We start from the raw sequence: 26999 nt of genomic DNA on the forward strand, positions 1-26999 counted from the left end.
CTTCCCCCTCCAGCCAGCCGGAACCGCCATTATCCCCCAGCCGGCTCAGGCGAGGGCGCGGATCGCGGCGGTGAAAAGAAGGGCGGCCGAGGTGGCGCCGGGATCCTGGTGACCGACGCTGCGTTCACCCAGGTAGCTGGCCCGGCCCTTTCTGGCCAGCATGCCGATCGTGGCGTCCCGCCCGGTCTCGGCAGCGCGCAACCCCGCTCGCAGTACGTCGGGCAGCTCGAGTCGCGCGGCTGCGGCTTCGATTGCGTCGATGGCAGGCGCCAACGCGTCGTACACAGTCTTGTCGCCGGCCTCAGCTCGCCCTCTGGCCACGACACCGGCCAGGCCGGCTCGCAGCCCGAGCGCGAACCGCTCGCTGTTCATACCGGGGTTGTCGCCGACGGCGTCACCGAGACAGACGAAGAAGGTGCCGAAGAGCGGGCCGGCGGCTCCGCCGACCTTGCTGACAACGGTTCTGCCGACGTGGGCGAGCAGCGCGCCGGGGTCTGTCTGCGGAACGGTGTCGAGCTCCGCTGTCACCGCGCGGAATCCGCGATCCAGGTTGGTGCCGTGGTCGGCGTCGCCGATGGCAGCGTCGAGGGCGTTGAGCCGATCCTTGTGCAGGCTGACCAGCAGGCCGAACTCACGGACCCAGCCGGCCAGCATCGGCGCAGTGATGACGTCGGCCACAGTCATACCTTCACGACCGGCCGACTGGCCTCGGTCGCCGGGCGGTCGGCGGCGGTTCGGGAGAGAGCAAGAAAGGTCAGCCCGGCAAGCACGCCGGCGCTGAGCTCGGCCAGCACATAGACGGGCAGCTGGCTGAACTGGACGTGACCGCCGGCGAGTTGCTGGACCAGCATCGGGCCGACCGTGCGGGCCGGATTGATCGAGGCTCCGGTGGCCGGAGCGATCGGGATGATGACGCCGAAGACGACCAGACCGATCGCGAGTCCGGCGAATCCCGGCGCCGCTTTGCGGTGAGTCGCGCCGAAGACCGCCAACACCAGGATGAAGGTCCCGACGAACTCTCCCGTGAACGCCTGTGCCGCACCGACACCCGGCGCGTAGGCCGCGACGCCGAGCCCGAGATCGCTCGCCTTCGATCCGAGTACGCCGAGAATCGCGGCCGCTCCGACGATCGCCCCGACGAGCTGTGCGGCCAGGTACGCGGGCACCTGGGACCACGGGAACTTGCGGGTCACCGCGAGGCTGACCGTCACGGCGGGGTTGATGTGGTTGCCAGAGATCGGACCGAGTGCGTACACGGTGGCAACGACGGCGGCGGCGAACGCCAGCGAGATCATCCCGAGGTCGGCCATCGTGAAGGGCGCCGACCCGTTCACGATCAGCGTCGTCGGCACCGCGCCGACACCGACGAAGACGAGGATCGCGGTACCGATCAGCTCGGCGGCGAGCCGCTGCGGCAGGTTGTTGTCGTCCATCGAGGTCCTTCCGGGATGAGCCTGAGAGCGGCACGGGTTTCGAGGCTCATTCGACATTGTCGAATGCAGTTCGGAAGGTACGCCTGTGGTTCACTGATGTAAAGAGTTGCTCGTCGTGTCAGCTGAGGGGTTGTCGATGATCCAGTCCGTCGACCGGGCGATCCGGATGCTCGGAGCGCTGCAGGGCGCGCGCCGGCTGAGCCTGTCCGACCTCGCGGCGCGGCTCGACCTGCCGCCGTCGACGGTGCACGGGATCCTCAAGACCCTGCAGGCGCACGGGATGGTGCTGCAGGACCGCGATTCGAACCGCTACCAGCTCGGTCCGGCGGTGCTGAAGCTCGGCAACGTCTACCTGGACACGCTCGAACTGCGATCCCGGGCCGTCACCTGGTCCGAGGAGCTCGCCCGGCGCAGCGGCCACGCCGTACGGACCGGTGTGCTCACCTTCGACGAGGTGGTGATCATCCACCACGAGCCGCGGCCGGACGGCAGCCGGCAGATGCCCGAGGTCGGGATCGTGATCCCGGCGCATGCGAGCGCACTCGGGAAGGCGATGCTGGCGTTCCTGCCCGAGCAGGCCGACGAACTGCTGGCAGGAGGGAAGCTGCGCAGCATGACGTCGGAGACGGTGATCGACCCGGCGATGCTCAGGAAGCAGCTCGACGAGGTGGCCAAGGACGCACTGGCGACCGAACAGGAAGAGGCCGTGCTGGGCGAGGCGGGGGTCGCGGCGCCCATCTTCGACGCCTCGGGCCTGGCCGTCGGAGCGATCGGCATCGTGCTCCCCGCGGTCGACTGGCCCCAGGCCGACGCCACCTTCGCCGCGGTCCGCGAAGCGGCCCGCAACATCTCCCGCGAGCTCGGCGCCAACCGCTGGCCCGTCCCGCCGCGCTGAGACGGGGGCTCTTTACAGCCCGATGAACTGCACTCTATGCTCCGAAATCCATTCGACATTATCGAATGCTATTCGGATTCTGCGCGAGGAGTGCCGTCATGAAGAAGCTCGTCAACGACCCGGCCGCGGTGGTCCCCGAGATGCTGCAGGGATTCGCGCTGACCAACCCGGACATCACCCTGCTCGATCACGGCGTCGTCGTTCGCGCTGATCACGACGTACTCCGCCGGCGCGGCCAGGTCGCACTCGTGTCCGGCGGAGGTGCCGGCCACGAGCCGGCGCACGCGGGGTACGTCGGCGCGGGAATGCTGACCGCCGCGGTCGCGGGTGACGTCTTCACGTCGCCCTCTGCGGACGCGGTCCTGACCGCCATCCGGGCGGTCGGCGGCCCTGGCGGCGTGCTGTTGATCGTGAAGAACTACACCGGCGACCGCCTCAACTTCGGACTCGCGGCGGAGATCGCACGGACCGAAGGCCTCGAGGTCGAGATGATCGTCGTGGCCGATGACGCCGCCCTCGCCGCGGACGGGGACAACGCCGGCCGGCGGGGTCTGGCCGGAACGGTGCTCGTCCACAAGATCGCCGGCGCCGCCGCCGAGGCAGGCCTGCCGCTCGCCGCAGTCAAAGCCGAGGCGATCAAGGCGGCCGAGTCGATCGCGACGATGGGCGTCGCGTTGTCCGCCTGCACGGTTCCGGCCGCGGGTAAGCCCGGGCTGGAACTCGCCGCGAACGAGATCGAATGGGGCCTCGGCATCCACGGCGAACCGGGTGTCGAACGCGGCGAGCTCCGCCCGGCCGACGAGGTCATCGACACCCTGCTCACCCGCCTCGTCGTCGATCGCGGCATCACAGCCGGGGATCGCGTCGTCCTGCTCGTGAACAACCTGGGCGGTACGCCGACGATGGAGCTCGGCGTCATCGCCCGCCGTGCCGTCACCTACCTGGCCGAGCACGGGATCGAACTCGAGCGCGCCTGGACCGGATCCTTCCTCACCGCCCTGGAGATGGCCGGTTGTTCGTTGTCGCTGGCCCGGGTCGACGACGAGGTGCTGTCACGCCTGGACGCACCCACCCGGACGACGGCATGGCCCGCCGCGCACGTCGGTCGCGTCGTACGCGAGCTGCCGACTCCGCCGGGCGATCACGAAATCGTTGCCGTCAGCACCGTTCCCGTCGACGACAACTCCCTGCTGTGGCGGACTGTTGAGGCGATCTGCGCGCGGCTCCTCGATGCCGAGCAGGAGCTGACCGACCTCGACCAACAGGTCGGCGACGGCGACCTGGGCCTCAGCCTCGCGCGCGGCGCCCGCGCCGTCCTGACCGACAAACCGCAGTACGACGGGACCGACGACGCGAGCGTGCTCCGCGGAATCGCCGGCACCGTACGACGCGCTGTCGGAGGCACGTCCGGTCCCTTGTATGCGGCGCTCGTTCTCCGGATCTCGGCGAAACGGAGCGACGGCGAACCCTGGCCGATCGCCTTCGCGGCAGGAGTCGACGCGATCGCCGAGCTCGGCGGAGCGAAGCTCGGCGACCGGACGATGCTGGACGCGTTGATCCCGGCCGCGGCCGCGTTGCGCAGCGGGCAACTCGCCGATGCGGTCACCGCGGCGCGGGCCGGTACCGAGCAGACGGCCGGCATCGTGGCCGTGCGCGGGCGGTCGAGCTACCTGGGTGATCGCGTCCTCGGCGTCGTCGATCCAGGTGCCCAGGCCGTCGTACTCCAGCTGGAAGCGATCCGCACCGCCCTGGAAGCCGTTTACCCGGTCCGGTCGTAACCTGCGCGTCTCGTCCGGTCACGCGGCTGAAACATGCGCTTCTTACGTTGAGAGCCCACGTCAGCCGGGGCGAGGCGGTGAGCCGATGTACGAGCACGTCGACCCGTTCATCGGGACCGGCGCCACTGACCTGCCGACACCGCAGGGCCTGGCCGCGAACTGGTGGTGGCCCAAGCCTCAGGTCGGCAACACCCACCCGGGCGCCATGCACCCCTTCGGGATGGTGTCGGCCTGCCCGTACTCCGGGGCCTACCCGACCGGGTACGGGCTGTACGACTTCAACACCGAGGGCGTGCCCGACCTGCTGTACGACCGCCCGGTCGCATCCGGCTTCACGCACTTCCAGCAGTCCGGCACCGGCGCGATCCGCAAGTACTACAACTACTTCCGGGTCACGCCGATGCTCGGTCCGCTCGACGACCTGGGCACCACCTGGGACCTGCTCGACGAAGTGGCCGAGCCCGGCTATTACGCGGCGACGCTGAGCTCGGGGGTGCATTGCGAGGTGACCGTCGGCCCCAAGTCGGCCGTCCACCGGTACACCTTCCCGGCCAACGACGCCGCCCGGATCGTCATCGACGCCTCGACCGGCGGCCTGGCCATCCCGCACAGCCGGACCGTGCCGCTGAAGGCGCACCTCGCGATGCTGGAGCCCGGCGTGGCGCAAGGCGAGATCCACGTCGAGGGGGTGCCGCTCGCCGTACACCTGGAGGTCGACGCCCCGGGCTGGCGGCAGCTGCTGTGGTACGACCGGCGTCTGATGCCCGGCGGCACCCGCCTGGACTTCGACTACATCCGGCCGACCACGTTGCGGCCGTTCGGGCTGATGTTCATGGGCGCCTCGCGTGCCGAGCAGACCGTCGAAGTACGGCTGGGGTTCTCCCTGCGCGGGTGCGAGAAGGCCCGCGACAACCTGCACCTGGACGTCGGCCGCAGCCAGCTCACGTTCGACGGCCGACGTGACCAGACGGCAGCAACCTGGCGGGACCACCTCGGCAAGGTCGCGATCAAGGCCGAGTCCGACGACCAGGCAACGGTTTTCGGCACCGCGCTCTACCACTCGCTGGTCAAGCCGTGCTTCGCAGCGGACGAGAGCCCGTCGTGGACGACCGAAGGCCCCTACGCGTTCGACATCTGCACGATGTGGGACATCTACCGCACCCAGTTGCCGCTGATGAACACGTTGTTCCCGCAGCATTCGGTCGAGCTGGCCGGGGCCCTGCTGTCGATCTGCGAACAGGAGGGCAACCTACCGATCGGCTACCGGATGGCCAAGGGCGCCGATCGATTCTCACGCCAGGGCAGCGCTCTCGCCCACACCTTCTTCGCCGACCTGTGCCAGCTGGATCTGCCTGGTATCGACTGGGACTGGGCCATGGTGCACCTGGAGATGGACCTACGCCGGACGTACGGCGAGGACTACCTGGTGCACGGTGTGGCCCACCCGATCAGCCACACCCTCGACCTCGCTTACGCCTATCACTGCACCGCGGCGATCGCCCACAAGGTGCGGGATCGGCAGCTGGCCCACCAGATGCGCGATCTCGCCCGCGGCTGGCAAGCGGCGTACGACCCGGACACCGGATTGCTGCGGGACTCGACGTTCTACGAGGGCGGCCGCTGGAACTACTCCTTCCGGCTGCTGCACGACATGCGCGCCCGCATCGCACTCGCCGGAGGCGACGAGGCGTTCGTGGGTCTGCTCGACCGGTTCTTCGGGTACGACGCCGCGCCAGTCATCCAGCCGGGGGTGGCGCCGAGCGTGGCCGAGATGAACGCCGGGTACGGCCTGTGCCGGTTCGAGGGACTGAACAACGAACCGGACTATGAGGCGCCGTGGTCCTACCACTACGCCGGACGACCGGACCGAACCGCCGAGGTGGTACATGCCGCGGTCGCCAACCAGTTCGGCACCGGCCGTGGTGGGCTGCCGGGTAACGACGACTCCGGCGGGCTGTCCGCGTGGTACGTGTGGGCGACGCTCGGGCTGTTCCCGGTGGCCGGTCAGAACCTGTTCCTGGTGAGCGCGCCGGCCGTGGCGGAGTCCACGACCCAACTGCCGGACGGCGACCTGTCCATCACCACAACAGGATTCGAGCCCGTCATGCCAGGCGGACCGGTCTCCTATGTCCAGTCCGTCGCGATCGATGGCAAGACACTCGAACGCCCCTGGATCTCCGGCCGGGAACTGCGGCACGTCCGCAACCTGCACATCGAACTCGGCCCGCAGCCATCCGGCTGGGGCACGCGGATCAGGCCACCATCCACATCCGACGCGCTGCACGCCACTGGAGGTGAGGTATGAACATCGCCGACGACACCCCTGCCACGTCAAGACCCAACCGCCGCCTGGTCATCGTCGTCCGCGCCGACCCGGTGATCTGCGGGCACTCCGGTGAGGCACGGTGCCTCGCGGAGGTGGCGCTCACCCGCGGGTTCGACGACGTACGGATCGTGACCTGGCCGCTGGACGCACTGGAGGCCGCCGGACTGCCGATGAAACCACTCGATCGCGTGCTGCCGTACAGCCCGGGCATCACCGTGGAACGGCCCGGTCCCGTCGGCGACTACCGGGTCCCGGACGGGCGCTACCTGTCCGGGCTCATCGGGCGGCTCGTCGAACTGTTCAGCGACGGTGTCCCGACGGTGGCTATGTCGCTGTACTTGAGTCCGCACACGATCGCCGTAGAGGAAGCCGTCCGGGTGGCGCGCCAGATCGGGCCTGCGCAGGTCGTCACCGTGGCCGAGGCGGTGGGCTCCGACATCACCAACGTCGTGCGCGAGTGCGTGGCCACCGGCAGGTTCGGAGCGGCGGCGCACATCCTGTCGGTCTATCTGGCGGCAGACCACTGCGTGGCGGTGTCGGAGTACACCAGGGAGTTGATCGTGGCCTCGGCTGCGACCCTCGACGACATGCACGGTACGACGTTCGCGCAGCGGTGCCGTGAGCGGATCGCGATCTCCTACCCGGCCGTCGATTCCTGGCCCTACCTGTCGATCACCGACGACATGATCGCCGAAACCCTCACCCGCCGTGGCCTTTCGAGGGACGGGTACGTGCTGTTCCTGTCCCGGATCGCCTCCGCGAAGGGGGTCGACGACCTCATCGACGCGTACGCCGGTTCGCGGTCGGCCGAGCGGGTGCCGCTGGTCCTGGCCGGGCGCGGGCCGCACGAAGCTGCGGTGGTGGCGCGGGTGGCGGCAGCGGGCCTGAGCGAGCGAGTGCAGGTGCTGACCGACGTGGACGACGCGGAGAAGCCGGCGCTGATGGCCGGGAGCGCGGCGTTCGTGCTGCCGACCCGCGAGCAGCCGGAATTCGTGGAGACGTTCGGGATCGCGCTGGTCGAGAAGGCTCTCGCCGGCGGCGGGCCGATCATCACGTGCGCGACCGGCGGCGTACCCGAGGCGGTCGGTGACACGGCCCTGTTGGTGCCGCAGCACGACCCGGCCACGCTGCGGGCCGTACTCGACGAGGTCGTGTGCGACTGGACCCGCGAGCAACGGTCGGCGGCCGAGGGACGCGCGCGGGCGCACGCGTTGCAGTTCGACCGGGCCGCGGTGTTCGACCGCCTCTTCGCCCGCACCCAGGCTCCCGCCGTCCCCGTCGCCTGAGCCCGGTTGTCGACCGGTCCGGTCGATCCCGCGGCGGAACCCTCGCCGCTGCAGCGGGTAGTCCCGCAGCATGGAGTCTCAGAGCCAGCCGCGTCGTGCCGCGGTGAGGCTGGCCTGGAAGCGGGTCGACGCGCCGAGCTGCTGCATGAGCCGATGGATACGCCGTTGCGTGGTCCGCTCGCTCCACCCGAGCGAGCGAGCGATCGCCGCATCCGTGAGGCCGGACGCGAGCAGCGTCAGCAGTTGCCGAGTCTCGACGTCCGGTTCGTCGGGCGCCGCCTCTGGCTCCAGACCGTCCGTCAGGGCGACTGCGCGCTCCCACTCGGCTTCGAACAGGGACTCCAGCGCGACGAGCATCGGCGACTGCTGGATCAGGTATGCCGCCGACTGGCCGCCGGCCGCGAGGCTGAAGGGGATGATCGCCGCCCGGTCGTCGCTGATCACGAGCTTCAGCGGCAACTCCGGTCGCACCCGGGCCTGTTCGCCTGCTCGCATGCTGGGTCCGATGTCTGAGGTCATCCGCCCCGGCCAGGCCACCGCCTCCCGGCTGTAGATCACCCGGTGATCTACTCCCCTTCGCTGTCGCTGGATCTGCAGGTCGAGGTTGGAGCCCGGCCGGTCGACGTACGGCGGCCGGTCGAACGCACGGATCTCGCTGCGGGCGTCGGCCGTCAGCCTGCCCACCGCCGAGCTGATGTCGTCGCGGTCGGTGAGCAGCTCCACCGCCAGCTCGGGATGGGTGATCCGCGCCGCCTCCCGATAGGTTTCCATCAGCTGGTGGACCACAGAACGCGCGGCGTCCAGGCGATGTTGCTGCTCGTCGATCAGCGCGGCCACCGCGACGTCCGGGACGGTGGCCGAGAACCGCGGTGGACGTCCCGCTGACCGGATGGCAAGGCCGTCCTTGACCAGCGCCGACAACAATCGTCCGACACTGGCCGCGGCCATTCCACAGGTCTCGGCCAACTCCGAAGCGGTGCACCGCGGCTTCCCGACCAAGGCTGAATACACAGCCTCTGTTTCGTCCGTGAGTCCGAGCACGTCCAGTTTCATGAATCCTCCGGAGCGGGTGGCGGCTCTCCGCCACACGGCGTACTTCGGCCACCCACACGCCTTGTGTCCTTGCTGCCTGCGTTGACATCCTCCATCAGTGGCAGGCGCAGCTCCCGCCCCCGTCCACGCCCGCCTGGTCCACCTCTCCGCCACTGGCAGCCCGCTCCGGCCCGCTGCCTGCTGTGTCCTGCCCGAAAGGCCCGCCCATGCACCTCAATCATGTTCGGTATCGCAGACTCGGCGCTGCCGCACTCGCGCTGGCGACCGTCACGGCTGCTGCCGGCTCCGGTATCGCCTCCGCCGCCCGTCCTGCTGCCACTCCGCCGGCCGCTGCGCTCTCCGCAGTCGTACCCAAGCCGCCTGCCCAGCAGCAGGGAGTCGTGCCGGGCCAGGTCCTGGTCACGCTCGACCAGGACACCTCGGTGACCGGGCCTGCGCTCACCGGGAAGGCCCAGACCAAGGTGGCCGCCCGTGCTCCGCAGACCAACGACAAGGCGCTCGACGCGAAGCTGCGCGCCGTGGGCGCGACCTCGCTCCATCCGCTGTTCCCGTCGCTCGCCACCGACGTACCGGACCTGTCCCGGACCTACGTGGTGACGACGACGGAAAAGGACTCGGCAGCGGTCGCCGACGCCCTCCAGAGCACGTCCGGGGTCGTTCACGCCGAACCGGACCGCTACGTGAACACCATGAACACCGGACCTCGGCCGCTGCCTGCCGCCCCCGCTTCCCCTGCCGTAGCGCCGCCTGCGACGGCAGGGAGCCCCTCGGGCGAGCTGCCGTCGAACTACGCGGTGTCGAACTCCGCGCAGGCATTCCTCAACGCCGGCGGGGTGAACGCGCTCGGCGCCTTCAGCACCCTCCGCAACGACTACGGTCAGCAGCCAGGCGCCGGCGAGATCATCACCAACGTGTCGATCGGCGACCTCACCGACCAGTCGATGGCCGACGCCGGCGACAACTACGTCACCGGCTACGGCCCGACGACGATCCTGAAGGACGGCCGGCGGTACCTCGATCTGCCGTCGATGCCGCTGATTCCCACCTACGTCGCCGGCGCCGACGGTTCGCTCGATCCGGCCGGCTCGACCGAGAACCAGGATCCCGGGCTCGGCGAGGTGCTCCTGGACTTCAGCGTGATGGCCCCGCTGTCCCACGACCAGCAGCGCGAAGGCGCCGCCGGCAGCGGCTACACCGATCTGCTCGGCATCGCGCCGGGCGCGGACTACCGGCTGGTGGTGCCGCAGGAGCCCACGATCAAGCAGATCGCCGGAGCGCTGCTGGCGGCCGCCCACCAGACGCCGCGTCCTGACGTCATCACCGCGAGCCTCGGCTTCGGCACGGACTCCGAAGGGTTCCCGGGCCGCTACCTCGAGGACGACCCGTACGTCCGGTCCGTGGTCACCTCGATCGTCAAGAAGGACGGCATCGTCGTCGCGATCTCCTCGAACGACGGCACCCGGCTGTACACCCCGGCCGCGGTCGGCCCCGACGGCGGCAGCACGCCCACCGACCGGGCCGCGAGCGCGGCTTCGGCCACCACGATCGACGACGTCGCGGAAACGACGACGCCGTCCCAGGTGCCCGACAGCGGCGCCATCGCCGCGGGCGGAACCACGCTGGACGACACGCTCGCCGTACCGGCGAAGTCCGGTGCTTCCGGCACCTACGCCGAGACTCGTATCAGCGGCTTCGGCACCTTTTCCTCGGGCTTCGGCAGCCGGGTGGACCTGTCCGCGCCGAGCGACAACATCATCGCCTTCCAGCACACCGCAGGTGGCAGCGCGCAGGCGGTCACTCCGGTGTTCAACGGCGGTACGTCGGCATCGGCGCCCGAGATCGCGGCGGCCGCTGCCGTCGTACTGCAGGCCGGTCGGCTTGCCGGTCACCGGCTGAGCCCCGGACAGGTTCGCGACCTGCTGAAGGAGACCGGCCGGGCAGTCCAGACCCCGCCGCAGCTCGACCGCGCCCTGAACGTCGGCCCGCAGATCGACGTCACCGCCGCGACCGAGAAGGCGCTCGGAGGCAAGTTGAAGAGCATCCGTCCCTCGATCGTCAGGCTCTCCATCGCCCACCGGGTCACCGTCGGCGGCCTCGGCGGCACGTTCCTCGAGACGACCGACCAGAACCGCATCGACCTGGGCGACATGGCCTCCGGCGGGAACGGCGAAGGCCTGGTCGGTCCGGTGACGTTCGCCGCCGACATCACCGGACTGCCGCGGAACGCCACGCCCCGCTACACCCTGAGCGTCGGCACCGACCACCCGGTCACTTTCTCCTCCGACACCCCGACGATCCGGGTGACGCCCAGCCAGCTCTTGTCGGCGGCCGGACTCCCAGTGATCTCTGCCGCCGACCGCACCGTCGACTACACCTTCCAGGTGCTGATCGGCGGCAAGGCGCAGGCCGGCGTGCATCGCACCCTGACCGTCGGCCCGAGCGACGGCCGATACGTCGAGGCCACCGCGCCGCTCGCCCCGGCCACGGCTCCGGCAGCGCACTCCGTCACGGTCTCGTACGACCTCACCGGAGTTGCGACCGCGACCGCCCCCGAGCTGGTCGTCTCGACGGTCGGCCACTGGAACCCGTCCCTCGGTCCGATCTTCTCGGCCGGCTGGCACCAGCCCCTGACCGCGTCCACCGGTACGGTCACCATCCCGGCCGAGGCGTTCGCGAGCGGAGGCGGGCTCTACGGCATCGGCATCGCCCTGTCCGGCTTCGGCGGCAACCCCAGCTTGACGAAGTACGGCGAGTTCGCACCGATCCGGATCGTCGGCGGCACCGCTGCCCTCCGGCCGGACGCGCCGACACTCAGCGGGGCCGCCACCAAGAAGGGCGCCTACGGCCACACAGCCGAGGTCACCCGCACCGCGCCCGGCTTCGGATTGCGGTACGACGTACGGAACGTCCCCGGCGCGCAGTCTGCGATCGCCGAATTCTCCGCGCCCGCCCCGACCCTGTTCGGCTCGCTGAACACCTTCAGCAACCCGGACGGGTCGGCGCTGGACAACGACGGAGTGAACACTCCGTCCACCGCGACCAAGGCGCTGTCCGGCACCTCGGGCACCGTCCGACTCGACGCGCTGGCACTCGGCCTGGCCACCTCCAGCACCTACAGCGTCCGGATCCTTGCCCTTGACAACCACCACCGCGTCGTCGGCCAGGCGTCATCGGTCTCGAACCTCGCCGTCGACGACGGTCCTGCGCCCGACGGCGGCACCCTCTTGAGCTTCATTGCTTCCGGCAATGACTCGATCGCGGCCCTGCGCACCACCACGGGCGGCAGCGAAGTCCGGCGCTACTCCACCGCGACCGGCACCTACGGCACGGTCCTGACCTCCGACGCACACAGCGGTTCCGACTACCACGTCATCGGCGTTGCGCCCGCCACGCATCGGGTCCTGCTCGCACACGTGGCCACGGCCGGCGGAGACACCCAACTCGAGACCTGGGACACCGCCAGGGGAACACTGGTCGGCAGTTCGGTAGTCCGTGCCGCTGACTACCGGGTCGTCTCCGGGCGGGTCGACCCGTCACGGAACCGGGCCGCGGTACTGGTCCGCGCCAACGCCGACAACGTCGACTCGGTCCTCCCCGTCGACCTTGCCGACGGCACCGTTGCAACGCCTATCGTTGCTGATGGCAATGGAACGATCCCGGCCGGGACCTACAGTCTGCTGGACCTCGACCGGTCGACCGGCGCCGTACTCCTGGGCAAGATCGGCAGCGCGATCATCTGTCTCGGCGGAGTCGCGCCGGCGAAGATCGACCTCGACAGCAGGGCGGTGACCACCGCCGAGTCAGTGTCCGCCTGCGGGCACGGGATCGCGTCGGACGGCGCCGGCACGCTCTACAACCTGGCCGCCGGATCGGTCAGCACGAAGATCGCTCCGACCGCCACGCTCACGCCGTACGACGAGGCCTCGCAGACCACCGGTGACGGGATCGCCCTGCGCAAGGGTGCGCCGGCCTCACTCGCCGTCGACGGCGTTCACCACCTCGCCCTGGTGTCGTTCGCGGCGCCTGAGGGGACCGTGTACGTCGGTTCGCAGCAAGGCGTCGTCTCCGACAACAACGCGACCAGCCAGGTCGCGGTCGTGGATCTCAGCACCGGACAGGTCGTCCGCACCCTCAACGGGATCATCGTCACGAACCGAGGCGGCCTGCTCCTGCACGGCATCCAGGACACCTCGCTCCAGCTCGACCCGGCGGCCCGGACGGCCTGGACGTACAGCCCGGACGGCACGCAGATCCAGCAGTTCTCCTACTGACCTGCTGATCTTCTACTGACCTGCTGACGACGGGCGGGGAGCGGCGACCTGCCGCTCCCCGCCCGTCGCATTCTCGACACCGGTCGGCGCGTGATCTCGTTCACTCCTGTGGTTATACATAGCATTCCTATGTATATTTGTGAGTGTGACAGCTACGGATCTGACTCGGCTCGGCGAGGATGTCGTCGTCGCGTCGTCGCGACTGACCCGGATGGCGACCCGGGACGTGAACACGCTGCCGCACGCCGCGATGCGCGTGCTCGGCCGGCTGGACGAACTGGGCCAGGCCCGGATCAGTGAGCTGGCCAAGGCCGACCGGTGTTCCCAGCCGACGATGTCCAACCTCGTCCAGCGCCTGGAAGAGCAGGGCTGGGTGCGGCGCGCGGCCGACCCCGCCGACTCCCGCGCCAGCCTGATCAGCCTCACCGATGCCGGCCTCGCCGAGCTGAACAGCGCACGGCGGCAGGCCGGTGTCCTGCTGGCCTCCCGGCTTCACCAACTCTCCGCGACGGACCTCACCACCCTGGAGGCCGCGGTCGCCGTCATCCACAAACTCCTCACCCTCGAACCTCTGGAGGACACGCCCCGGTGAGCAAGTCATCGTTCCTGAAGCAGCCCAAGTCCGTCTGGGCGGTCGCGTTCGCCTGCGTGATCGCATTCATGGGCATCGGCCTGGTGGACCCGATCCTCAAGCCGATCGCCGAGCAGTTGCACGCGAGCCCGTCCCAGGTCTCGCTGCTGTTCACCAGCTACATGGCGGTCATCGGTGTCGCGATGCTGATCACCGGTGCGGTCTCGAGCCGGATCGGCGCCAAGCGCACCCTGCTGATCGGTCTGGCCATCATCGTGGTCTTCAGCGCACTGGCCGGCGCATCCAACAGCATCGGCATGATCGTCGCTTTCCGGGCCGGCTGGGGCCTCGGTAACGCGCTCTTCATCGCGACCGCCCTCGCCACGATCGTGAACTCGGCCGCCGGTTCGGTCGCCGAGGCGATCATCCTGTACGAGGCCGCCCTCGGTGTCGGCATCGCGGCCGGCCCGCTCGTCGGCGGTGAGCTCGGCACGATCTCGTGGCGCGGCCCGTTCTTCGGCGTCGCCGTCCTGATGACGATCGCGCTCGCCGCGACCGCGTTCCTGCTGCCCGCATCGCCGCCGGAAGCCCGTCGTACGTCGATCCTCGAGCCGCTGAAGGCATTGCGGCACCGGTCGCTGGCAACCGTCGCGGTCACCGCATTGCTGTACAACTTCGGCTTCTTCACGCTGCTCGCGTTCACCCCGTTCCCGCTGGCGATGTCGGCGCGGGAGATCGGACTGATCTTCTTCGGGTGGGGTCTGTGTCTCGCGTTCACCTCGGTGTTCGTGGCGCCGCGGTTGCAGCGCCGGTTCGGCACACTGCCGGTCGCGATGACCGTGCTGCTGCTGTTCAGCGCAGACCTCGCCGTGATGGGGCTGTTCGCCCACCACAAGGCCGTGCTGGCAATCGGCGTCGTCGTGGCCGGTCTGTTCCTCGGCATCAACAACACACTGATCACCGAGGCCGTGATGTCGGCTGCGCCGGTCGAGCGCGGTACGGCGTCCGCGGCGTACTCCTTCGTTCGCTTCTCCGGCGGCGCGGTCGCACCATGGCTGGCCGGGAAGCTCGGCGAGGAGTTCAACATCCAACTGCCGTTCTACGTCGGCGCAATCGCGGTCCTGCTCGCTGTCGGCGTCCTGGCCTCGGGCTGGAAGCCCCTCTCCCACCTCCGGGTCCCCGCCAACCACTCCGAAACCGAAGCCGAAGCCCTTACCGCCGCCGACGCCTGATCGACCATACCAAACCGTATGGTATGGTCCGGGTGTGGTGACGCGGACTGAGTGGTTGGATGCCGGGCTCGAGTTGTTGGCGACCGAGGGGGCGCCGGCTCTCACGATCGAGCGGTTGACTGATCAGCTCGGGGTGACGAAGGGGTCGTATTACCACCACTTCGGGAGTGCCGGCGGTTTCAAGACGGCGCTGCTGGAGTACTTCGAGGTGCAGTACACGACCCGGTTGATCGACGCCATCCAGCAGGAGAACGCCAAGCCTCGGGCGAAGCTGGAGCATCTGTTGCGGTTGGTGCTGGCTGATCCGGACAGTGCGGCGTTGGAGATTGCTGTGCGGGCGTGGGCCTTGCAGGATCCCGACGTTCGGGCGGCGCAGGAGCGGGTGGACGAGGCGCGGACGGCGTACCTCAAGGAGCTGTGTCGTGGGCTGGGGGCCGACGGCGACCCGGACCGGTTCGCGCAGTTGCTGTATCTGATTCTGATCGGGGCCGAGCAGGTGTTGCCGCCGATCGGGCGGGCAGAGCTGCGGGAGATCTACGACCTCACTCTCCGTCTCATCGATTAGAGGGAGCGAACGATGCCGACCACACTGCATGAGCTCGACGACCTGATCCCGGTCGTGGACGAGATCGATGTGAAGACGGCGCGTGGCGACGTGACGCTGCGGGAGTTCACCGCGGGCGCGCTGAGCCACAGCCCGTTGTGGGTCAAGGGATTGTTCGCCATCCGGATCGCGGTCGCGATGGTACTGCGCCTCGAGACGGCAACCGTGCCGGACTCGCGGCGGCTCCGCCCGGAGACAGTGAGCTTCACGCCAGGCGAGAAGGATGCGTTCTTCACCGTCGTGCGCGGCGAGGAGGATCACTATCTATTGCTGAAGGTTTCCGACAACCACCTGATCGGCTACCTCGCGATCATCACCGACAACGAGCGACCGGCGACATTCAAGGTCGTCACCCTGGTGCAGTTCCTGCGTCCCGCCGGGCGGTTCTACTACAACCTGATCCGCCCGTTCCACCACCTCGTCCTGCTCAGTATGTGCCGAGCCGGCGAGACATCGCGCGACAAGCAGTGAGTGCCGCCGCCGTACCGACGACCACCAGCGCCGCCGCGAAGATCAACCCGAGCAGCCGCCACGGAATCGCCAACGCAGCAAGGCCGTAAGGACCTGCCGCGATCCCCGCCAGCGCGCCCGCGGCAACCAGGGCTCCGAGCACTACGCCGACCACCACGACCGTCGCGGACTCGACCACCGCAATCGCCACGACCTGCCCACGGGTCAACCCCGCCATCCGCCCCAGCGCGAACTCGCGCCGTCGATCAGCCGTCGACATGACCACCGCGTTGACCACCGCGACGGCGGTGAAGATCCCGGCCAATCCCATCAGCGCGGCGAACAGACCCGAGTTGCTCCGCTGCTGAGCCTCGCCACGCGCCTCCGCCCACTCCTTCACGGTCCGACCACCCATCGTCGCACCGGCCGCGAGCTTGACCAGGGTCTCGGTCCGTCCGCCCGCCGGCAACAAGCTCCGTGGGATGAAGAAGTTCTCGCTGACGTCGAGCGTCTCCGGCATGATCGCAACAACCTTCACCGTGACACTTCTATTGCCTAGAGCAACTTTGAGGATCGACCCGAGCTTGTAACCCTCGACCGCCATCCCCGGCCCGATCGCGATCGTCCGCCCGGTCAGCCGATCCAGCGAACCCTTCCGCGGCCGCAGCCTGTGCGTCTGCTGGTACGCCGCCGCGTCGATCCCGATCGCCTCGGAGTACACCGTGTTCTTCCCGCGCATGACAACGATCGGTACCGCGGTCTGCGTCGACGCCGCCACGATCCCCGGCCCCGGCGCGACCGGATGATCGACGACGACATTGGCCGTGATCAACCGTTCCTGCTCCACCCCGACCGCCTTCGCCAGCGAGCCGAATGTCCCCCACAACCCGACGACCAGTCCGACCAGCACGATCAGCGGCGCCGCGGTCGCCGCACTTCGCCGTACTGCGTGCAGGACGCCGGCCCGGGCCAGATCCGCGATCAAGTTGCCGCGAACAACGACCGCGGGAACGCGGCCGACCAGCGGTACGACGACCGGACTCAACTGACTCAGCGCGACGGATCCGCTGATCATCACCACGAGCCCGATCATCAATCCCGCAACGAGATCGCGCGCCGCCTGCGCCGCGATCACCAGCACCACCGTGCCGAACGCGGCCGACAGTCCCCAGAACCATCGCCAGCCTGTCATCACCCGCCGCGCGGCCGCCCCCTCCACGACCGCATCCAGCGCGTTGATCCGCGACGCCCGCCAGGCCGCCGCGAGTACGCCGGCCAGCGCCGTACCGACGCCGATGATCATCGCCGCCCACACAGCGCCCTGATCCCACGGGGCCTCGAACCAGCTCGGCAGCATCCCCAGCCGCATGAGCAGCCATGACTGAGCCCACGTCGCCAGTACTCCGAGCGGCAGCCCGACCACACTGCCGACGAGCCCGAGCAGTCCGGCCTCAGTGACCACCATCAGGCACAGGTATCCCCGCGGCGCGCCCACCAGTCGCAGCAGCCCGAACTCCCGCCGCCGCTGCACCGTCATGAACCCGAACGTCGTACTGACGATGAACACGCCCAGGAAGACGGCCAGCATCACCGACATCCCCAGCAGTGTTGCGGCCCCGACGTACCCCTCCCGCACCTGAGCACGCTGGTACGCCGACAGTCCCGCCGGCAGAACGGGCCGATCGGTCGCAGCCAGCATCTGCAGCCCGGACTGCACCAACCCGACCCCTAGCGCGACGGCGACGACCGCACCGGCGAACAGCTGCCACCTGGTCCGCAGCGCTCCGACAGACAACCTCAGCATGAGCCCAGCCAACCTGCTGCGACTGCCCGACCGCTCTGGCTTCAGCACCCGACCGCAGGTAGCCCGTGCGCTACCTCAGCACCTGCACCAGCGCGGCGACGTCCTGCTGGTCAACCTCACGCGCACCTATCAGCGCCTGCATCAGCAACCCGTCCAGCGCCGCGACCAGCAGCCGTGCCTTCTGCGGATCCGCAGTGAAGGTCCGGGCGATCTCGGTCAACGGCTCCAACCACGCTCCAGCAGTTTCACGGAGCTCCGGGCGTCTGGCGGCATACAGGTACAGCTCGTAGAGCGCCAGCGTCCTGCCACGTCGCCGTACGACGCTGTGCTCGATCAACCGCGCCAGTTCATCGGCCGGCCGCGCACCCAGCTCGCTGCCCCGACCGTGCAGCTCGACCGCGAGATCTTCCGCGGCCGAGCGGAGCGCGGCGACGAGGAGATCGTCGAGGGTCGGGAAGTGGTACGTGATCGAAGCGACCGAGACATCGGCCGCCGCAGCCACCGCGCGATGGCTCACACCTGCGACTCCGTCGCGTTCGATGACGGTCAGCGTGGCCCGCAGCAGCTCGCTCCGCCGCTGCTCACCGCGCAGCCGCCGACCGTCCGCACCCCTCCTGACCTGCACGAACAGCAAACTATCAGGACGTCTGTACGGATTGTTTTTGGTGCCCGGAATCGCGAGATCGATCGGTTTTCCCGTCTTAGGCTCGGATTTCGTGGCCAACGATCTGAGTACTGCGATGCGGCGCGCTCTGAAGCGTGCGGACGACGGCAAGACCCTCGACCCGGCGGAGGCGGAGGTGCTGCTCGGCGCGAGGGGCGACGCGCTGACCGCGTTGATGGCGACCGCAGCCCGGGTCCGCGACCAAGGCCTGGTCGACGCCGGCCGTCCGGGCATCGTCACGTATTCGAAGAAGGTCTTCATCCCGCTGACCCGGCTGTGCCGGGACCGGTGCCACTACTGCACGTTCGCGACGACGCCCGGCCGCGTGCACTCGCCGTACCTGTCGCCCGACGAGGTGCTGGAGATCGCGCGGCAAGGTGCGGCGCTCGGCTGCAAGGAGGCGCTGTTCACACTGGGCGATGCGCCCGAGGAGCGGTGGGACGCGGCGCGGCAGTGGCTGGAGGAGGCCGGGTACGACAGCACGCTGGACTACGTGCGGGCGATGGCGATCCGGGTCCTCGAGGAGACCGGTCTGCTGCCGCACCTGAACCCAGGCGTGATGTCGTGGCAGGACCTGCAGCGACTGAAGCCGGTCGCTCCGAGCATGGGCATGATGCTGGAGACCACGTCCCGGCGGCTGTTCGAGGAGAAGGGGCAGCCGCACTTCGGGTCGCCAGACAAGGATCCCGCGATCCGGCTGCGGGTGCTGGAGGACGCGGGGCGGTCGAACGTTCCGTTCACCACCGGGTTGCTGATCGGGATCGGTGAGACGCTGCCCGAGCGGGCGGACTCGATCTTCGCCCTGCGTCGCATTGCGCGGCAGTACAACGGGATCCAGGAGGTCATCATCCAGGGGTTCCGGGTGAAGCCGGACACCGCGATGCGCAACGACGCCGACGTACCGCTGGACGAGTGGCTGGCCGCGATCGCGGTCACGCGGATCGTGCTCGGGCCGCGGGTACGGGTGCAGGCGCCGCCGAACCTCGTCGACCTGGCCGAGTGCCGTGCGCTGCTCGACGCGGGTGTGGACGACTTCGGCGGGGTGTCGCCGTTGACGCCTGACCACGTTAACCCGGAGCGCCCCTGGCCCCAGATCGACGACCTGGCGAAGGTGACGGCCGACGCCGGTTTCGTACTGCGTGAACGGCTCACGGCGCACCCGGAGTACCTGCGCGAGCCGTGGTTGGACCCGCGGCTGATCTCGCACGTCGAGGCGCTTGTCGACCCGGCGACCGGTCTGGCCAACGAGGACGCCAAGCCCGTCGGCCTGCCCTGGCAGGAACCGGACGGCGGCTGGGACAGCGTCGGCCGCACCGACCTCCACACCGCGATCGACACCGAAGGCCGTCGCACCGAAACCAGGTCCGACTTCGACGCGGCGTACGGCGACTGGGACGTCCTCCGCGAGGACGTCGCCGCCAGACGAGCCGCTGAAGCAGCAGCCGCGGGCGACGCCCTGACCGCTCCCGGCGGCTCCTCCCCCGAGCGGATCTCGGCCGAGGTGAAGGCGGCCCTGGCCGCCGCTGAGCGTGACCCTGCCGGGCTCTCCGACGCCCAGGCGCTGACATTGATGACCGTGACCGGTCCGGCGCTCGACGAGCTTGCGCGGATCGCCGACGACTTGCGCAAGGCAACGGTCGGCGACGACGTGACCTACGTGGTGAACCGCAACATCAACTTCACCAACGTCTGCTACACCGGCTGCCGGTTCTGCGCGTTCGCCCAGCGCCGTACCGACGCCGACGCGTACTCGCTGTCGATGGACGAGGTCGGCCAGCGCGCCGAGGAGGCCTGGGTCATCGGCGCGACCGAGGTCTGCATGCAGGGCGGCATCCACCCCGACCTCCCCGGTACGGCGTACGCCGACCTCGTCCGCGCGGTCAAGGATCGCGTGCCGGAGATGCACGTCCACGCGTACTCCCCGATGGAGATCGTGAACGGCTCGGTCCGCACCGGCCTGTCGATCGAGGAGTTCCTGATCTCGGTGAAGGAGGCCGGACTGGACAGCATCCCCGGCACCGCCGCCGAGATCCTCGACGACGACGTGCGCTGGATCCTCACCAAAGGGAAGTTGCCCACGGCAAGCTGGATCGAGGTGATCAGCACCGCACACAAGGTCGGCCTGCCGTCGAGCTCGACGATGATGTACGGCCACGTCGACGCACCGCACCACTGGGTCCAGCACCTGCGCACGATCGCCGCCGTGCAGGACGAGACCGGCGGGTTCACCGAGTTCGTCCTGCTGCCGTTCATCCACCAGAACTCGCCGATCTACCTGGCCGGGGTCGCGCGCCCGGGCCCGACGTACGACGAGAACCGCGCGGTGCACGCGATGGCGCGGATCATGCTGCACGGGCGGATCGACAACATCCAGTGCTCGTGGGTGAAGCTCGGCGTCGACGGGTGCGTCGCCGTACTGAACGGCGGCGTCAACGACATCGGCGGCACGCTGATGGAGGAGACGATCAGCCGGATGGCCGGCTCCAAGCACGGCAGCCGCAAGTCGATCAGCGAGCTCACCGCAATGGCGACCGCGGCCGGACGCCCGGCCCGGCAGCGCACCACGACGTACGGCGAGGTCCCGGCCCGCCCGTCGCTGGAACTCGCCTGATCACGTCACCGGGTCGAGGTCGACGGCACGCGAACGCCGCTTGACCCCGACCCGGTGACCGATGGTGACGAGGACGAAGCCGACGACGTAGATCCCGGCGGTGACGCCCAGGTAGCCCAACGGCAGCGTGCCGGGATCCGCCGGGAAGGCCTGGTGACTGTCGCCGACCCACGACCTCAGCAGGTAGAGCGTCTGGAACGTGAAGCAGTACGCGTAGATCGCGATGTACGCGACGTAGGCGGACAGGCGGTTCCGCAGGAAGAATCCGAGCGGAAACGCGAACAGAACGGTGGCGATGGCAATCATCGGAGTCCCCTCCTCGAGTAGCTGACTCCTTCACGATCGCTTTCTCGCCTGGCCTGATGCATCGGTGCTGTCGCCGGACTTCGGCCGTGGACAGCCGCTACGTGCTGGCACTGGTGCGCGAGCGGCCGTCCGCGGTCATCATGTGGATGTGCTCCGGCGTCGGCGTTCGGTCGCTGCCGCGACGGTCGTGTTCGTCGCGGCTGCCGTCGTACGTGCAGCGCTCGCCTACGGCCCGGCGTCGGTCGGGCAGCCGGCCGACTGGCCGATCACGACCGCGCTGCTGCTACCCGCCTTGCTGCTCGGTTGGCTGGTCGCCGTACGGGCTCCGGCGAGTCCGATCGGTCCCGCGTTGGCGCTGACCGCGACCGTGCCTGCGCTCGTCTTCGCCATCGAGGACTGGGGCACATCGGCGCGGACCTCGAGCCCGTGGCCGTTGGCATCCGTTGTCGACAAGGTGTCAGTCGGCGCCTGGCCGTGGCTGTTCCTCGGGTTCGTCACCTTGGTCCTGCTGTTCCCGGACGGCCTGTTGCCCGGCCGGCACTGGCGGTGGATCTGGGTCGCGATGCCCGTCTCGGCTGCCCTGGTGAACTTCGTGGTCTCCCGCGAAGACGCCGCGCGGACCGAGACCACGCCGGCGCGTGCAGTCCTGATCGTCATCGCGCTTGCGGCGTTCCTGGCTACCTTGCTCGCGTCCGCGTCCAGCCTGGTCGTGCGGTACCGACGCGGCGATCAACTGACCCGGCAACGGCTGCGCTGGCTGATGGCCGCGGCCGTCGCCGTGCCGATCCTGCTCGGCCTCAGCTGGCTGGCGATCGCGTTGGGCGCTCCCGGAACCTTGGCGTACACCTGGTTCCTGATCGCCATGCTCGTCCTGGTGCCGGGCGCGATCACCGTCGCGATCCTGCGGCACGATCTGTTCGACATCGACCGGCTGCTCGGCGCGACCGTCAGCTGGCTCGTCACGACGCTGATCTCCGCAGGTGTGTTCGCGGCAGTGGTGACGACGGCCGGTGGGTTCTTCCCCGACCGGGTCGGCGTCACGACCGCCGCCTTTGTGACCGCGCTGCTCCTTCTCCCTGTCTATCACTGGATCCATCGCACAGTCGGTCGCTTGGTCGACCCGGATCGCACCGTCGCACTGGCCCGGATCCGCGATTTCGTACGGCGGGTCCGCGACGGCGAGGCCGAGCCGGAACAGATCGAGGCCGTACTGCGCTCCGCCCTCGACGACCCCGGCCTGCGGGTCTTGCTGCACCGACCCGGATCGGAACTCGAACCGCCCGCGGGCGCCATCCCGTTGCAGACCGGCGATTCCGTGGTCGGCGCGCTCGTCCTCGGTACGACGTCCGCGCGGCGGGTCCGGCGCGCCCGGGAAGCAGTCGTCGAAGCGCGGCTGCCGATCGAGGTGAGCCGGCTGCAGCTCGAGCTGCGCGAGGCGTTGGCCGAGGTTCGGACCAGTCGGGCTCGACTGATGGACGAGGTCACCGCGGAGCGGCAGCGCCTGGAGCGCGACCTGCACGACGGCGCCCAGCAGCGGTTGATCGCGATCGGGATGCGGCTGCGCTCGGTGCAGTACCAGCTCGAGCCCGGCGTACCGGCGTACCGCGAGCTCGATGAGGTGGTGGAGACGCTGGAGGACACCGTTGCGGAGCTGCGGCGGATCGCGCACGGGGTCCGGCCGAGCCGGCTCGACGACGGTCTCGCGGTGGCGCTGCGACAACTGGTCGCGGACAGTACGTTGCCGGTCGACCTCGTCGTACCCGAACTGGACGTCGGCGAGAGCGCTGCGACGACGGTCTACTTCACTGTCGGTGAGGCGATCGCGAACGCGTTGAAGCACTCCCGGGCGACGCGGATCTCGATCTCGGTCGGACTGACGGATCAGGTACTGCGTGCGGTCGTGCGTGACGACGGTGTGGGCGGAGCCAGGGAAGGATTCGGGTTGACGTCATTACGAGACCGCGTGGCCTCGGTCGGCGGGGAGTTCACCGTGGACAGCCCGCCGGGGTCCGGGACCTCGATCACTGTGGAGATCCCATGCGCATCGTGATCGGCGAGGATTCCGCCTTGTTTCGTGAGGGTTTGAGCCGCCTGCTCACCGAGAACGGTCACGACGTCATCGGTACGGCGAACTCCGCGGACGAGCTGGTCGACGTGGTGCGGGCGGTCGATCCCGATCTGACCATCATCGACGTACGCATGCCGCCGACGATGACCGACGACGGCGCGCGGGCGGCCGTGATCCTGCGGGCGGAGTCGCCGGCGCGGCCGATCCTGATGTTGTCGCAGCACATCGAGACGCGTCACGTGGTCGGGCTGGTCGGCACCGGCGGGTTCGGGTACCTGCTGAAGGATCGGGTACTGCGGGTCGGGGACTTCCTCGACGCGATGCGCCGGGTCGTGGACGGCGGCTCCGCGCTCGACCCGGCGATCGTCGCGGCGCTGGTGACGCCCACCCGCATCGATGACCCGGTGGCCGCGCTGTCCGCGCGGGAGCGTGAGGTGCTGGCGCTGGTGGCCGAAGGGCGCTCGAACAGTGCGATCGCCGCGCAGCTCGTGCTGGCCGAGCGAACGGTGGAGAGCCACATGCGCAGCATCTTCCAGAAGCTCCGCATCGACGAGGCGCCGGACACCCACCGCCGCGTGCTCGCTGTCCTCACTCAGCTGCGCCAGTGAGCGTCTTGACGAGTGGTTAGTTGTTGCAGAAGGCAACATCTACACGGAAAGTGAGGGAGTTTTCACTGAGCGTTGCCTACTTCAAAGGCAATGCAAATGTTTGAACCGGATGATTCCCGGTAGTAGCCGCCCCGTGACAACGTTCTCTTGTCGGCGGCGGACGGGTCGCCGACACCGGGTCCAGGTGGCCCCCGACGAGCTCCCGTCCGCGACCGGACTGTACCTCCCCTGCCGGCCTCGGAATGAGCTTCGGGCCCACCCTCCTTCGGGCCACTTGCCCTCTCGGGGCAACAGCAGGACGCCGGCCGTGCCGGTCGGGCGTTGGTCGCCAGTGAGGTGGCGACCAACGTCCGGCACGGTCGGCGTTTCTATGTGGAGACTTCCTCGCCGTACTGGTGCTGCTGGGGACCAGTACAGCGGGGAAGTTCCATCTCCGGGAGCTTCTAGTAGGGGTAGGTGTCGTCGCGGCGGGTCGGGTCGAGGTCCCACAGGGAGAACTCGACCACCTTGTGCGATTCCTCGCCGCCGCCGGGGATCAGCCCGAACGACTCGTACTCCTTTGAGCCGAGACCGTCGAGGTAGCAGAGCAGCTCGAACGCCGACTGGGCGTCCTCGATGTCGTCGATCACTTCGTCGTTCTGCGCCTCGTCCGCGCGGCTCCGCACGTACTGCACGAAGGCCTCCGGGTCGGTCACCACGTAGTCGTAGCGCGCCTGGTAGCTGAGCCGGACGCCGTCCTCGGGTAGCAACGGCTCACCGAGCTCCTCGAGGTCGTCCAGACCGCCCTCGACGATCTCCCGGTAGTCCGCCGGGTCGTCGAAGTCGTCCGGCCCGAGGGGCAGGTCGTCCAGCTCGTCGGGGTCGTACGAGTCGATCCCGAGGAAGATGTCGCCCCAGCCTCGTTCGTGGACGGCGTCCGCGAGCGCCCGGGCCTGGACCCGGACGTTCTCGATCGCGCCGGTGGCCCGCAGGTCGTGCAGGTCCAGAGCATCGGCTTGCTCGAGCAGTACCCGGGCGAGTTCGCGGGCGGCTTCGGCAGCCGACGCGGGTTCGATCGACTCACTCATGCTGTGACGGTACAACCATCGGCACCTCCACTGCCGAGCCCGGTACTCCGAACGCGTCGACGAGCTCCACCGCCGCGGGCCGGACGGTCGCGCACAACTCGTTGACCAGCGCGGTGATCGCCTTCGACCGGCCCGCCGACAGCCGCCCGTGCTCGAGGTACCACGCGCGCTCCGCCTCGATCGTCACCAGCGCATGCAGGTCGTACAGGTCGTGCAGCTGCGGCTGGAGCTCCTCCGGCGCATCCTGCACCGCCGCCTGGAACGCCTCGAGGACGACTCGGTCGACATGCGCGCGCCCGGCCGCGATCACGTGGTCCTGGCACCGGTTGAACACGTCGAACGGCTCGTCACCCGCATCGATCCCGGCCTTCAGCCGCCGCGCCACCCCGGACAACATGTGCTGCTCGCGGAACCGCAGCATGCCCGAGTGGTACGCATCGTCCCGCAACCCCGCATCCGGATCAGCCGCGTCACCCCGATTCGGTACGACGTCGCGCAGCCGCTCGATCACCGGTCGCAGCGCGGCCTTCTCGACCGCGATCTCCACCGCCTGCGCCGCGACGAACCGCGCCGTACTCAGCGGGTCGAGTTTGCCGAACGACTCCCGGTAGTCCGTCAGCAGACCCTTCGCCACCAACTGCAGCAGGACGGTGTTGTCACCCTCGAACGTCGTGAACACATCCGTGTCCGCCTTCAACGTGGCCAGCCGGTTCTCCGCCAGGTAGCCGGCACCGCCACATGCCTCGCGGCACATCTGGATCGTCTCGGTCGCATGCCACGTCCCCAGCGCCTTCGTGCCGGCCGCCTGCGCCTCCAACGCGCGCCGGTCGTGCTCGTCGCGATCGTCGTTGAACACCCGCGCGAACTCGTCGACCAGCTCGGCCTGCGCGAAGTGCAACGCATACGTCCGGGCGAGCAGCGGCAACAGTCGCCGCTGATGCATCCGGTAGTCGAGCAGCACCGTTTCCTCGGCACTCCCCGGAGCTCCGAACTGGCGCCGCTGATCGCCGTACCTGATCGCGATCGTCAGTGCGACCTTGCTCGCGTTGATCGCCGCGCCGCCCACGGACACGCGTCCCTGCACGAGCGTCCCGAGCATCGTGAAGAACCGCCGGTCCGGGTTCTCGATCGCGCTCATGTAGTTGCCGTCAGCATCAACTTGGGCATAGCGGTCCAGCAGCGCCTCCCGTGGCACCCGGACCTGGTCGAACACGATCCGCCCGTTGTCGACCCCGTTCAGCCCGAGCTTCGGTCCGCAGTCCGACAGCGTCACGCCCGGCAGCGGCGTACCGTCCTCGTCCCGGATCGGCACCAGCAGGCAGTGCACGCCGTGAGTCTCACCACCGACGACAAGCTGCGCGAACACCGCTGCCATCCGCCCGTGCCGCGCCGCGTTACCTATGTAGTCCTTCCGCGCCTGCGGTGTCGGAGTGTGGACGACGAACTCTCCCGTCGATTCGTCGTACGTCGCCGTCGTGCCGAGGGCCTGCACGTTCGACCCGTGACCGGTCTCGGTCATCGCGAAGCAACCGAGCAGGCGCCCGCTGACCGCATCCGCCAGGTAGTGCTCGTGGTGCTTCTCCGTGCCGAGATGCAGGATCGCGCCGGCGAAGAGCCCGAACTGCACGCCCGCCTTCACCATCAGCGACAGGTCACCGAACGCGAGCGTCTCGAACCCGGCGATGAACCCGCCGAGATCACCCTCACCGCCGTACTCCTTCGGATACCCGCGCGCCGGCAACCCGTCCGCAGCCGACTCCAGCAACAATTCGAGCACCTTGTCCCGATACTCGTCCCGCGGCAGCCGCACCGCCAGATCCGCCAGATCCGCGTGCGCAGCCAGCCGGCTTCGCACGACGTCCCGCGCCGCCTTGTGCGGCCCGTCCAAGTAGTCCCGCATCCCCGATGTGCTCATGCCTTTAACTTATGCGGATTGCCGATCGAGATCCGTCATCGGTTCGTAACTGTGGAT

At 69.1% G+C, this 26999-nt stretch carries 20 protein-coding genes; 12 read left to right on the forward strand and 8 right to left on the reverse strand.

Annotated features, from left to right (window positions below; genetic code table 11):
• Positions 1–45: 45 nt before the first annotated feature.
• Entirely contained in the window at positions 46–684 is a 639-nt protein-coding gene (dhaL, locus tag OHA10_RS07845; RefSeq protein ID WP_371405497.1) for a dihydroxyacetone kinase subunit DhaL, read from the reverse strand.
• A complete protein-coding gene (locus OHA10_RS07850) occupies positions 681–1433 on the reverse strand; it encodes an MIP/aquaporin family protein (protein ID WP_371405498.1) in 753 nt (250 codons plus the stop codon). The genes dhaL and OHA10_RS07850 overlap by 4 nt, the downstream gene beginning before the upstream one ends.
• Positions 1434–1569: 136 nt before the next feature.
• Here OHA10_RS07850 and OHA10_RS07855 point away from each other — a divergent pair, with 136 nt between their 5' ends.
• The 4 genes from OHA10_RS07855 (at position 1570) to OHA10_RS07870 (ending at position 7718) form a co-directional block, all read left to right on the forward strand.
• A complete protein-coding gene (locus OHA10_RS07855) occupies positions 1570–2328 on the forward strand; it encodes an IclR family transcriptional regulator (protein ID WP_371405499.1) in 759 nt (252 codons plus the stop codon).
• A gap of 98 nt (positions 2329–2426) precedes the next feature.
• Positions 2427–4106, forward strand: coding sequence for a dihydroxyacetone kinase family protein (locus OHA10_RS07860; RefSeq protein ID WP_371405500.1), 1680 nt, complete (start codon positions 2427–2429; stop codon positions 4104–4106).
• Between the two features lie 85 nt (positions 4107–4191).
• Positions 4192–6411, forward strand: a complete 2220-nt coding sequence (locus tag OHA10_RS07865; RefSeq protein WP_371405501.1) for a glycoside hydrolase domain-containing protein — start codon at positions 4192–4194, stop codon at positions 6409–6411.
• A complete protein-coding gene (locus tag OHA10_RS07870; protein ID WP_371405502.1) occupies positions 6408–7718 on the forward strand; it encodes a glycosyltransferase in 1311 nt (436 codons plus the stop codon). The genes OHA10_RS07865 and OHA10_RS07870 overlap by 4 nt, the downstream gene beginning before the upstream one ends.
• A 78-nt stretch (positions 7719–7796) precedes the next feature.
• Here the strand turns inward: OHA10_RS07870 and OHA10_RS07875 are convergent, their stop codons facing one another.
• The gene (locus tag OHA10_RS07875) at positions 7797–8771 is read right to left on the reverse strand and encodes a helix-turn-helix domain-containing protein (RefSeq protein WP_371405503.1); all 975 of its coding nucleotides are present in this window, start codon (positions 8769–8771) and stop codon (positions 7797–7799) included.
• Between the two features lie 206 nt (positions 8772–8977).
• Here OHA10_RS07875 and OHA10_RS07880 point away from each other — a divergent pair, with 206 nt between their 5' ends.
• The 5 genes from OHA10_RS07880 to OHA10_RS07900 all read left to right on the forward strand — a co-directional run bounded on the left by OHA10_RS07880 (position 8978) and on the right by OHA10_RS07900 (position 15920).
• On the forward strand, positions 8978–13042 hold the full coding sequence (locus OHA10_RS07880) for a S8 family serine peptidase (protein ID WP_371405504.1): 4065 nt from the start codon (positions 8978–8980) through the stop codon (positions 13040–13042).
• Positions 13043–13187: 145 nt separating this feature from the next.
• Positions 13188–13634, forward strand: coding sequence for a MarR family winged helix-turn-helix transcriptional regulator (locus OHA10_RS07885; RefSeq protein ID WP_371405505.1), 447 nt, complete (start codon positions 13188–13190; stop codon positions 13632–13634).
• The gene (locus tag OHA10_RS07890) at positions 13631–14845 is read left to right on the forward strand and encodes an MFS transporter (RefSeq protein WP_371405506.1); all 1215 of its coding nucleotides are present in this window, start codon (positions 13631–13633) and stop codon (positions 14843–14845) included. The genes OHA10_RS07885 and OHA10_RS07890 overlap by 4 nt, the downstream gene beginning before the upstream one ends.
• A gap of 34 nt (positions 14846–14879) precedes the next feature.
• Positions 14880–15410 (forward strand): TetR/AcrR family transcriptional regulator, encoded by a 531-nt coding sequence (locus OHA10_RS07895; protein ID WP_371405507.1) that lies wholly within the window; start codon positions 14880–14882, stop codon positions 15408–15410.
• A gap of 12 nt (positions 15411–15422) precedes the next feature.
• On the forward strand, positions 15423–15920 hold the full coding sequence (locus tag OHA10_RS07900; RefSeq protein WP_371405508.1) for a DUF2867 domain-containing protein: 498 nt from the start codon (positions 15423–15425) through the stop codon (positions 15918–15920).
• Here OHA10_RS07900 and OHA10_RS07905 read toward each other — a convergent pair.
• Positions 15877–17703 carry an ABC transporter permease gene (locus OHA10_RS07905; protein ID WP_371405509.1) on the reverse strand — a complete coding sequence of 609 codons (1827 nt, stop codon included), beginning with the start codon at positions 17701–17703 and terminating at the stop codon, positions 15877–15879. The genes OHA10_RS07900 and OHA10_RS07905 overlap by 44 nt on opposite strands.
• Positions 17704–17773: 70 nt before the next feature.
• Positions 17774–18328: a TetR/AcrR family transcriptional regulator gene (locus OHA10_RS07910; RefSeq protein WP_371405510.1), complete on the reverse strand. Its 555-nt coding sequence runs from the start codon at positions 18326–18328 to the stop codon at positions 17774–17776.
• 115 nt (positions 18329–18443) lie between these two features.
• Between OHA10_RS07910 and OHA10_RS07915 the strand changes: the two genes are divergently transcribed.
• Positions 18444–20978 carry a bifunctional FO biosynthesis protein CofGH gene (locus tag OHA10_RS07915; protein ID WP_371407912.1) on the forward strand — a complete coding sequence of 845 codons (2535 nt, stop codon included), beginning with the start codon at positions 18444–18446 and terminating at the stop codon, positions 20976–20978.
• On the opposite strand, the gene OHA10_RS07920 is transcribed toward OHA10_RS07915, so the two are convergent.
• A complete protein-coding gene (locus OHA10_RS07920) occupies positions 20979–21284 on the reverse strand; it encodes a hypothetical protein (protein ID WP_371405511.1) in 306 nt (101 codons plus the stop codon). It abuts the gene before it with no gap.
• A 148-nt stretch (positions 21285–21432) separates the two neighbouring features.
• Here OHA10_RS07920 and OHA10_RS07925 point away from each other — a divergent pair, with 148 nt between their 5' ends.
• On the forward strand, positions 21433–23334 hold the full coding sequence (locus OHA10_RS07925; protein WP_371405512.1) for a sensor histidine kinase: 1902 nt from the start codon (positions 21433–21435) through the stop codon (positions 23332–23334).
• Positions 23322–23960, forward strand: a complete 639-nt coding sequence (locus OHA10_RS07930; protein ID WP_371405513.1) for a LuxR C-terminal-related transcriptional regulator — start codon at positions 23322–23324, stop codon at positions 23958–23960. The genes OHA10_RS07925 and OHA10_RS07930 overlap by 13 nt, the downstream gene beginning before the upstream one ends.
• Before the next feature lie 443 nt (positions 23961–24403).
• Here OHA10_RS07930 and OHA10_RS07935 read toward each other — a convergent pair whose 3' ends face one another.
• Both OHA10_RS07935 and OHA10_RS07940 read right to left on the reverse strand, forming a co-directional pair.
• The gene (locus tag OHA10_RS07935; protein WP_371405514.1) at positions 24404–25027 is read right to left on the reverse strand and encodes a hypothetical protein; all 624 of its coding nucleotides are present in this window, start codon (positions 25025–25027) and stop codon (positions 24404–24406) included.
• On the reverse strand, positions 25020–26942 hold the full coding sequence (locus OHA10_RS07940; RefSeq protein ID WP_371405515.1) for an acyl-CoA dehydrogenase: 1923 nt from the start codon (positions 26940–26942) through the stop codon (positions 25020–25022). The genes OHA10_RS07935 and OHA10_RS07940 overlap by 8 nt, the downstream gene beginning before the upstream one ends.
• Positions 26943–26999: the final 57 nt, after the last annotated feature.

The sequence above is a fragment of the Kribbella sp. NBC_00662 genome (assembly GCF_041430295.1).
GTDB lineage: Bacteria > Actinomycetota > Actinomycetes > Propionibacteriales > Kribbellaceae > Kribbella.